Origin of the sequence: Streptomyces sp. URMC 127 (assembly GCF_051386535.1) — a bacterium.
In the GTDB taxonomy this organism is placed as follows: Bacteria; Actinomycetota; Actinomycetes; order Streptomycetales; family Streptomycetaceae; genus Streptomyces.
In genome coordinates this window covers 1-9,524 of sequence record NZ_JBPQTW010000247.1, presented here as the reverse complement: position 1 = coordinate 9,524, position 9,524 = coordinate 1, and the positions used below count along the sequence as shown (strand labels likewise).

Genomic DNA, 9,524 nt, shown 5'->3' with positions numbered 1-9,524 from the left:
CCCGCGCCGACCTCGCGGCCGCCGCCCCCGGCGTCCGCACCCCCCTGCACGTCCTCCTCGGCCCCGGCTCCGAAACCGGCCGCGCCCTCGCCGCCGGCCGCCCCGACCGGGCCGCCCGGCTGCTCGCGCCCTGGCGCGAAATGTTCGGTGACGCCCTGCGGCTGGAGGTCGTCTGCCACGGCCGCACCGGCACCGGTCCCGGCTCGCTGCGGCTCGCCGCCCGTACCGCCGGCTTCGCCGCCGACCAGGGCGTCCCCGCCGTCCTCAGCAACGCCGTGCGCTACGCCGACCCCGGCCAGGGGCCCGTCGCCGACGTCCTCGACGCGGCCCGCCGGCTGGTCCCGATCGACCCCCGCAGGCCGGAGTCGCTCGACAGCGGCGAGCGCTGGCTCAAGGGGCCCGCCGCCATGGCCGCCCTCGCCGAGCGGATCGCGGAGGCCGCGGGCCTCGGCCGGGACGCGGCCCGCCGGCTGCTCGCCACGACCGAGGAGACCGCCGCCGCCTGCCTCGTCGACCCCCAGGACGACCTTGGGCTCGGCCGCATCCACTTCCCCGAGGCGCACCTGGTCGGCGCCGGCCGCCGCACCGCCGACCGCGTGCTGCGCTCCCGCTGCACGGCGGGCATGGTGCTGCGCGGCTACGACCGGAAGAGCCGCTACCGGCAGCGGCTGGAGGAGGAGCTGGCGATCATCGCCCGGCGCGGCCTCGCCTCGTACTTCCTCACCGTGGCCCGGGTCGTGGACGACGCCCGCGCCCTCGGCGTCCGGGTCGCCGCCCGCGGCTCCGGCGCGGGCTCCCTGGTCAACCACCTGCTCGGCATCGCCCACGCCGACCCCGTCGAGCACGGCCTGCTGATGGAGCGCTTCCTGTCCCTGCGGCGCACGGCGCTGCCCGACATCGACATCGACGTGGAGTCCGCGCGCCGCCTGGACGTCTACCGCGCGATCTTCGACCGCTTCGGCGCGGACCGGGTCGCGACCGTCGCCATGCCCGAGACCTACCGGATCCGGCACGCGATCCGGGCCGTCGGCGCGGCCCTCGGCAAGGACCCGGGCGAGGTGGACCGGCTCGCCAAGGCGTTCCCGCACATCCGCGCCCGCGACGCCCGCGCGGCGCTGGCCGAGCTGCCCGAGCTGCGCGCGGTGGCCGCGGAGGACCACGGCCGGCTGTGGGAGCTGGTCGAGGCGCTGGACGGGCTGCCGCGCGGCATCGCCATGCACCCGTGCGGCGTGCTGCTGTCGGACGCGACCCTGCGCGCCCGCACGCCCGTCGTGCCGACCAGCGGCGAGGGCTTCCCCATGGCGCAGTTCGACAAGGACGACGTGGAGGAGCTCGGGCTGCTCAAGCTCGACGTGCTGGGCGTGCGGATGCAGTCCGCGATGGCCCACGCCGTGTCCGAGATCGAACGGGCCACCGGGCGGCGCATCGACCTCGATAGCCCCGCGGACGTGCCGCCGGGCGACCGCCGCACGTACGAGCTGATCCGGTCGGCCGAGACGCTCGGCTGCTTCCAGATCGAGTCGCCGGGCCAGCGCGATCTCGTCGGCCGACTGCAGCCCGCGACCTTCCACGACCTCGTGGTGGACATCTCCCTCTTCCGGCCGGGCCCGGTCGCGGCCGACATGGTGCGGCCCTTCATCGAGGCCCGGCACGGCCGCGCGCCCGTGCGCTACCCGCACCCGGATCTGGAGGACACGCTGCGCGAGACGTACGGCGTGGTCGTCTTCCACGAGCAGATCATCGAGATCCTGCACGTCATGACCGGCTGCGACCGGCACGAGGCGGACGAGGTGCGCCGCGCGCTGTCCGACCCGCAGCAGGTGGGGCGGCTGCGCGCGTGGTTCGGGCGGGAGGCGGCGAAGCTCGGCCGCTCGCCCGAGTCCGTGCGCCGCACCTGGGAGATCGTGGAGGCGTTCGGCAGCTACGGCTTCTGCAAGGCGCACGCCGTCGCCTTCGCCGTGCCGACCTACCAGTCGGCGTGGCTGAAGGCCCATCACCCGGCGGCCTTCTACGCGGGCCTGCTCACCCACGACCCGGGCATGTACCCCAAGCGGCTGCTGCTCGCGGACGCGCGGCGGCGCGGCGTGCCGATCCTGCCGCTGGACGTGAACCGGTCGGGCACGACCTATTCGATCGAACTGGTGTCCGGCCGGCGGGGCGGTGGCGGTACGTGGGGGCTCCGCATGGCCCTCTCCGACGTCCAGGGCATCAGCGAAGCCGAAGCCGCACGCATCGCGGCCGGCCGCCCGTACACCTCCCTGCCCGACCTGTGGCACCGCGCCCGGCCCGCCCGGCCCGTCGCCGAACGCCTCGCCCGGGTCGGCGCGCTGGACGCCTTCGGCGGCAACCGCCGCGACCTGCTGCTGCACATCGCCGAACTGCACCGCGGGCACGGGCGGAGGCACGGGGGCGGGGGCGCGGAGCAGCCCACCCTGATCGACAGCGTGCGGGCCGAACCCGTCGGCCTGCCCGACCTCGACGCGGAGGAACGCCTCGGCGCCGAGCTCGGCGTGCTCGGCATGGACACCTCCCGGCACCTGATGTCCGACCACCGGGCCTTCCTCACCGAACTGGGCGTCGTCCCCGCCCGGCGGCTGCAGGACGCCCGGCACGGCGAGACCGTCCTGGTCGCGGGCGCCAAGGCCGCCACCCAGACCCCGCCGGTCCGCTCCGGCCGCCGCGTCATCTTCACCACCCTCGACGACGGTACGGGCCTGGTCGACTGCGCCTTCTTCGACGACAGCCACCCCGCCTGCGCGCACACCGTCTTCCACTCCTGGCTGCTGCTCGTCCGCGGCGTCGTCCAGCGCCGCGGGCCGCGCAGCCTGAGCGTGGTGGGCGCGGCGGCGTGGGACCTCGCACAGCTGACGAAGCTCCGCGCGGAGGGGGGCCTGGAGGCGGTGGCCTCGGTGCTGGCCGCCCCCGCCGCGGCCTCCGGGACCGCGGGCCCGGACCGCCGCATCCACCTGCCCACCGGCTACGTCATGCACCCCTGGGCCGACCTCCGGCCCGCGGGCGAGGGCGCGGCCACCGGCCGCAAGCTGTGGCACGCGAGCCCCGGGAGCGCGGGATGAACGCCCGGGCGCGGCTCACCGCGCTGCCGGACCGGCCGGCCGGGCCCTCCGGCGCGCCCCCCGTGCTGTACGTCCACTTCCACGGCGCGGCGGGCGAGCACCTGGGCGAGGAGACCTACGACGGACTCCTCGCGCTGCTCGGCGAGGTCAGCCCCGTCGTCCAGGCCGTCCCGCCGGACGCGGCGCTCGTGGAAGTCCGCGGCGCCACGCGCTACTTCGGGCAGGAACCCGCCGGGCTCGCCGCGCTCGTACGGGTCCGGGCGCTCGCCCGGTACGGGGCCGACTGCACGGTCGGCATCGCGGGCAATCCGATGCTCGCCCGGATGGCCGCGCAGGACGGCCCGCCCGGCGCGGTCCGCACGCTCCCCGCGGACCCGGCCGCCGTCGCCGCCTTCCTCGCCGGCAAGCCGGCCGCCGCCCTGTACGGCGTGGGCCCCGCCACCGCCCGCACCCTGTCCACGTACGGGCTCGGCACCGTCGGCCGGATCGCCGCCGCGCCGCTGCCCGCGCTGCAGCGCATCCTGGGGCCCGCGGCGGGCCGGCGGCTGTACGAGCGGGCGCACGGCATCGACCCGACCCCCGTCACCCCCGAGGCGCGGGCCCGCTCGGCGGCCGCGGAACACCGCTTCGAGCGGGACGAACTGGACGCCGACCGGCGCCGCCGCGCCCTGCTGGCGCTCGCCGACGGGCTCGGCGGGCGGCTGCGCGAGAGCGGCCAGGTCGCGCGCGGCCTGACCCTCACCGTGCGCTACGCGGACGGCTCCTCGACCACCCGCTCCCGCACCTTCGCCGAACCCACCGCGCACACCCCCGCGCTGACCGCCGCCGCGTACGCGCTGCACGACGCGCTCGGGCTGCAGCGCGCCCGGGTCCGGGCCGTGGCGCTGCGCGCGGAGGGCCTCGGCGACGCCGGATCCGCCGCGCACCAGCTGTCGTTCGACCCCGCCGACGAGAAGGCCCGCCGGATCGAGGCGGCCGTGGACCGGGCACGGGCCCGCTTCGGGCCGGGGGCGGTGGGGCCGGCGGCGGCGCTGCACCGGCGTGCCGTGGCCTGAACCCGTTACGGAGTTATGTCTTCCGCATAAAGAACGTGTGACGGATTCCTTGACCGATCAAGGTGCGCCACGCATCCTTACTGGCACGTAAGTTAACGCTCTTTCAGCGAAACCACGGTTCCGGGCCACCCGTGTGCCTCCGTGCGCCCACCGTCGGTGACCACCCCCCACCAGCCCCCACCAGCGAGGTGTTCATATGAAGCTGCCCTGGAGACCCCTGCGCACCCTGCTCCCCGCTCTGGCCCTCGCCCTCTCGGCCGCGGCCCTCACCGCCCCCGAGGCAGCGGCCGCTTCGTCGGACGATGCCCGCGCCTCCCGGGCCGCCGCCACCGCTGCGACCGGCGGCGGTGGCTGGAACGACTACTCCTGCAAGCCGTCGGCCGCCCACCCGCGTCCCGTCGTCCTCGTGCACGGCACCCTGGGCAACTCCGTGGACAACTGGCTCGTCCTCGCGCCCTACTTGAAGAACCGCGGCTACTGCGTCTTCTCCCTCGACTACGGCAAGCTGCCCGGCGTGCCGCTCTTCTACGGTCTCGGTCCGATCGCGAAGTCGGCCGAGGAGCTCTCCGCGTACGTCGACAAGGTCCGCGACGCCACCGGCGCCGACAAGGTGGACCTCGTCGGCCACTCCCAGGGCGGCGCGATGCCGCGCTACTACCTCAACTTCCTGGGCGGCAAGGACAAGGTGAACTCCCTCACCGGCATCGCCCCCAACAACCACGGCACGACGCTGTCGGGCCTGGTCACCCTGATGGACAAGATCCCCGGGGCCCGCAACGCGCTCGGCGGCCTGACCCCCGGCCTCACCGACCAGGCGGTCGGCTCCGACTTCCTCAAGAAGATGAACTCCGTCCCCGACACCGTGCCGGGCGTCCGCTACACGGTCATCGCGACCAAGTACGACGAGGTCGTCACGCCGTACACCTCCGGCTACCTGACCGGTCCCGACGTGCGCAACGTCCTGCTCCAGAACCTCTGCGCCGTGGACTTCTCCGAGCACATCGCGATCGGCACCATCGACCGCGTCGTCGCGCACGAGGTCGCCAACGCCCTCGACCCGGCCAACGCGACGCCGACCACGTGCGCTTCGGCGGTGCTCGGCTAAAACCAATGGCCTCAGGCCTTGCTGATGGGGAACCCTCGAACCCCATGAGCACTTTGAGCACCCCGTTGAAGGCCGGCAGCGACGTAACGGTCACGCTGGTCAAGGAGTCCCGGTCCGGCATCGGCTACCCCGCGGTCGTCGTACGCGACGACGGCACGCACGCCGTCGTACGCGCGCCGTGGGCGGCCCCGGCGGACCGGGACTTCGGCTTCGTCCGCTTCGAGCGCGGCGACGTCTTCACCGAGCACTACTGGCGCGACCGCTGGCACGCCGTCAAGGAGGTGCGCGCCGCCGACGGCACCCTGAAGGGCTGGTACTGCGACATCACCCGCCCCGCCGAGATCGCCCCGGGCGCGGTCGTCTCCACCGACCTGGACCTCGACCTGTGGGTCTCGGCCGACGGCGCCACCGTCCTCCGCCTGGACGAGGACGAGTTCGAGGAGAGCGGCCTGGAGCGGCGCGACCCGGCCGCGGCGGCGAAGGCCCGTGCGGCCGTCGACGAGCTGGAGGAACTGGCACGCGGCAGCCGGCTGACCGCCCTGCTGGGCTGACGGCGCCGTCCCGGCGGGGGCCGGCCGCCCAGCCGACCGGCCCCTGTTTCACGCCGGCGGCAGACTCACCCGCCGCATTGGCACGGGCCGCCGCTCTGGCATCCGCATTGGCAGCCCGGACCACAGGTGCAATCGGTGCCGGGCGCCGCCACAGGCTCGTGAACAGCCATGGTCAACTGCCTCCTTCGACGCGGGGTTCCTTACGGGTTTCCTCGAACCAGCGAACACCCGGACGACCGAGCGGGCAAGGCGCGTTGCGGTCAAGCCGCGCCGCGGCCGCCCTCCTCCAGCTCGACGATGACGAGCGTCCCCCGGCTCCCGGGCCGCACCGCGTGCGGCGCCCCCGCGGGCACGACGTAGACCTCGCCGGTCCCGACGGTCACCGCCTCGCCGCGGACGTCGAGTTCGAGCCGCCCGTCGAGCACGAGCAGCGCCTCCGGGGCGTCGTGACTCTCCTCCTCTCCGGGCAGCTCACTCATGCGCAGCACCTTGAGACAGGCGGGTCCTATGTGCCCCAGCACACGGGATCGCCATGCGTCGGGTAGGGCGGCAGCGGTGTCGTTGAGGTTGATCACGGTCATGACGCCGACGGTAGGTGACCTGCGGGGACGGTTGGTCGACCGTCGGGTAAAGGATCAGAGGGCTGGTCATCCGACGGAGTGGGCTGAGGGCGCCGCCGCTCAGCCCACGCCATGCCGCGTGCCTACGGCCTCGTGCAGGGAGTTCGACTACTCCAGAACAGTGAGCTCATCGGGCGACTCCAGCCCAGCGGCATGAACCACCGCTCGGCAGAATTCCCGAGGCGGGCAGTAGTCATGTTCCAGGACGTAGTGAAGCACGAGGTTAGGAGCTGCGTAGACAGTCTTCCCGAGTCCTTCAACATGCACTTCTGCAGACCCGAGAACAAGCTCCTTCGTTCCGTCTTCTCCCCCAAATACGGAGGGTGCGAGCGCGTTGCAGAACTCGCACTGATGATAGCCGCGCATCTGATTCTCGGGGTGAGCGCAGAGGATCTTCAAGGCGTCCAGTACTACGTCTGCAACGAGCCCTTTGGGGTATTCGTGCTCGATGGATAGCCATCCGATGTTGAGCATCATGCGCTCGGATGGCTCGTACTCGTAGGGCGACAGGTCCGGAAAGTAGGTCATGGTTTCTCCTACCGTCGCGGATCGCAGTGCTCGCGACAGATCGCAATGTGTACGGGCCCCATGCCGGGCTTCAGAATGTCGCTGAGAAGGGTGTCTTTGTTCACGGTGATCGAGCCTGACATCATCTCGAGGTCAGCGCCAGGTTTCACGGTGTAGTTCGGTGACGGGTGGCCAGGTCCTACGATCTCTGTGGGTTTCACTTTCTCCCCCTTCTCGATGCTGAGTCCGACCGACTGGCGGAGGCGGGCTCCGTCCTCGACATAGAAGTATCCCCATGTCCCACTCGGCATTTGCATGTCGCCGGTCCCTCGGACGTAGACGCCATGGCCGGCGATGACTGCCTGGCCGTCGGGCCGGCCCCCTGGAATTCTCTTGCCAGCAGGGCCCACGCCCTTGCCGTAGGTAGGGATCTTGTGGCCGCGAACGGTTGGGTTCAGGGCATCCCGCTGCCAGCTGGCGAGCCCACCGAGGCCAGTCACGGCGATCTGCTGGGTGAGTTCGTCTGCTGTATGGCTGTACAGGTCGGCGAGCGCCTCGCACCCCTGGTCGCGGAACATCTCAGCCGCGCGGTAGAGGCGGTAGGCGGGCCGGACCGGGAGGTACTTGTCGACGAAACCGCCCGCGCCGCCGTTCTTGCCTCTGAGGGCTCCGTAGACATCCCCGATGACTTCGAAGGGAAGCTTGAGGCCTTCCAGGAAGCCTTCTCCGAAGGTCTTCAGGCCTTCCCCGAGAGACTCGACGTGGTCGTCCGGGTCGTCAGGAGTCAGGCCCGTCGGGTCAATCCAGCGGGTCGGGGTGTTGTCGGCGTAGGCGTAGGCCGAGACGGCGGGACTGCCCACCGGACGGGTGGCAGGGTCGGTGGTGGTGAGGCGGCCGGTAGCGGGGTCGTAGTTGCGGGCGCGCAGGTAGTAGCCCGCGGTGCTGGTGGTGGGTTCGGTGTAGGCGCCGGTGTAGGTGAAGGGGTTGGCCGGCGGGTTCGGGGCGACGTCGGTTTTCGTGGTCTCGCCGTACGCGGTGTAGCTGTAGCGGATGCGGGGAGCGCCACCGGCGTCGGTGATGTCGGTGACGGAACCGAGCTGGTCGTGGTGGTACTGGTAGGCGTTGCCGCCTGCGGACTGGGTCTGGAGCTGGCCGAGCGGGTTGTACTGGTAGTCGGCGGTCATGCTGCCGCCCGCGTCGTACTCCGCGCCGATGGTCGCGAGGGAACCGTTGATGTCCCAGGACGTGGTGCGGAGGGCCGTGCTGCCCTTGGCCGCCTTGGTGCGGTTGCCGTCGGCGTCGTAGGTGTACGTGTAGGTGTTCGTGCCGGCGGTGATCGCGGTCAGCTGGTTGTTGGCGTCATAGATGAAGGTGTTGGTGCCGTCCGAGGTCTGGTTGCCGTCGGCGTCGTAGGAGTACTTGCGGGTGGCCGATCCGGTGGTGGCCGTGATGAGTTGGTCGGCGTCGTCGTAGGTGTAGCCGGTTGTGGTGCCTGCCTTGGTCCGGGTCTTGCGGTTGCCGACGGCGTCGTAGGTGTACGCGGTGGCGGCGGTGGGATCCGGGCAGGCCGTGTTCTGGGTGGTGGAGGTGCAGTCGGTAAGCAGCCGGCCTGCGTCGTCGTAGGTGTAGTACTGGTAGCTGGTGGCCTGGCCGGTGCGGGTGGCGGTGATGCGGACAGGACGGCCGGTGTCGTCGAGTGCGAGCTGCCAGCCTGCGAGGATCTTGTCGCCTTTGGAACTGCTGATGGAGGTCAGCCGGCCGGCGTTGTCGTAGGCGCGGTTTTCCGAGTGCCCGTTGGCAGCGGGCAGGGTCGTGCCGGTGAGGTGTCCTGCGGGGTCGTAGTCGTAGAGGACGGATCCTGCGGTGCTGGACTGGCTGGTCCGGCGGCCCTCGGCGTCATGGCTGTACTGGACCGTCGTCACGGCGGCCGAGCGCTTGGGCAGTGACCAGCGTTGTGCGGTGGTGCCGTTGCAGCCCCAGAGCTGGAGTTTGCTGCCGCGTGTGGTGCTGGCGCCGGGGATGTCGATGCATTTGCCGGAAGCGTCGTGCAGCAGGCTGCCGTCGTCGCGGAGTGACCACTGCTGGCCCTGAGCACCTGTGCATGTCGCCAGTTGAATGGCACTGGAATTGCTGGTGCCCCCCGGTGCAGCGCACTTGCCCAGCGCTTTGAGCTGACCGCCTTCCAGTGTCCACCGCTGGGCGGCGGTCCCGTTGCACGACCACGTTTGCAGGGCCGTGCCGTCAGCGCTCAGACCACCCGCAATATCCAGGCACAGGCCTGCAAGTCCTGTCACAGGTCCAGGCGGCCTCGGCAGCGCCCAGCGCTGTGCGGTGGTGCCGTTGCAGTCCCAGAGTTGGAGCTTGGTGCCACGCGTCGTGCTGGAACCGGGAATGTCGATGCATTTTCCAGAGGCGTTATGCAGCAGGCTGCCGTCGTCGCGGGCGGTCCACTGCTGTCCCTGATCGGCCGTACACGCGACCAACTGCACCGCACTGGCATTGCCCGTGCCCGTGGTTACCGCGCATTTGCTCAGTGCTTTGAGCTGACCGCCTTCCAGTGTCCACCGCTGGGCGGCGGTCCCGTTGCACGACCACGTTTGCAGGGCCGTGCC

The 9,524-nt window shown here is 71.8% G+C and carries 7 protein-coding genes; 4 read left to right on the top strand and 3 right to left on the bottom strand.

From position 1 onward, the window contains the following. The 4 genes from ACSNOH_RS30600 to ACSNOH_RS30585 form a co-directional block, all read left to right on the top strand. On the top strand, positions 1–3,074 hold a 3,074-nt coding region (locus ACSNOH_RS30600), incomplete at its 5' end, for a DNA polymerase III subunit alpha (protein WP_436724701.1). Beyond that, positions 3,071–4,129: a DNA polymerase Y family protein gene (locus ACSNOH_RS30595; protein ID WP_436724700.1), complete on the top strand. Its 1,059-nt coding sequence runs from the start codon at positions 3,071–3,073 to the stop codon at positions 4,127–4,129. The genes ACSNOH_RS30600 and ACSNOH_RS30595, both read left to right, overlap by 4 nt. Before the next feature lie 196 nt (positions 4,130–4,325). Then, positions 4,326–5,234: an esterase/lipase family protein gene (locus ACSNOH_RS30590; RefSeq protein WP_436724699.1), complete on the top strand. Its 909-nt coding sequence runs from the start codon at positions 4,326–4,328 to the stop codon at positions 5,232–5,234. Between the two features lie 44 nt (positions 5,235–5,278). Next, the gene (locus tag ACSNOH_RS30585) at positions 5,279–5,785 is read left to right on the top strand and encodes a DUF402 domain-containing protein (protein ID WP_436724698.1); all 507 of its coding nucleotides are present in this window, start codon (positions 5,279–5,281) and stop codon (positions 5,783–5,785) included. Positions 5,786–6,045: 260 nt separating this feature from the next. Here ACSNOH_RS30585 and ACSNOH_RS30580 read toward each other — a convergent pair whose 3' ends face one another. From ACSNOH_RS30580 to ACSNOH_RS30570, 3 genes are all read right to left on the bottom strand, one after another. Beyond that, positions 6,046–6,366 (bottom strand): cupin domain-containing protein, encoded by a 321-nt coding sequence (locus ACSNOH_RS30580; protein ID WP_436724697.1) that lies wholly within the window; start codon positions 6,364–6,366, stop codon positions 6,046–6,048. Between the two features lie 147 nt (positions 6,367–6,513). Next, the gene (locus tag ACSNOH_RS30575; RefSeq protein WP_436724696.1) at positions 6,514–6,933 is read right to left on the bottom strand and encodes a hypothetical protein; all 420 of its coding nucleotides are present in this window, start codon (positions 6,931–6,933) and stop codon (positions 6,514–6,516) included. Positions 6,934–6,941: 8 nt separating this feature from the next. Then, positions 6,942–9,524: ricin-type beta-trefoil lectin domain protein (locus ACSNOH_RS30570; protein WP_436724695.1), on the bottom strand; the 2,583-nt coding region annotated here is incomplete at its 5' end.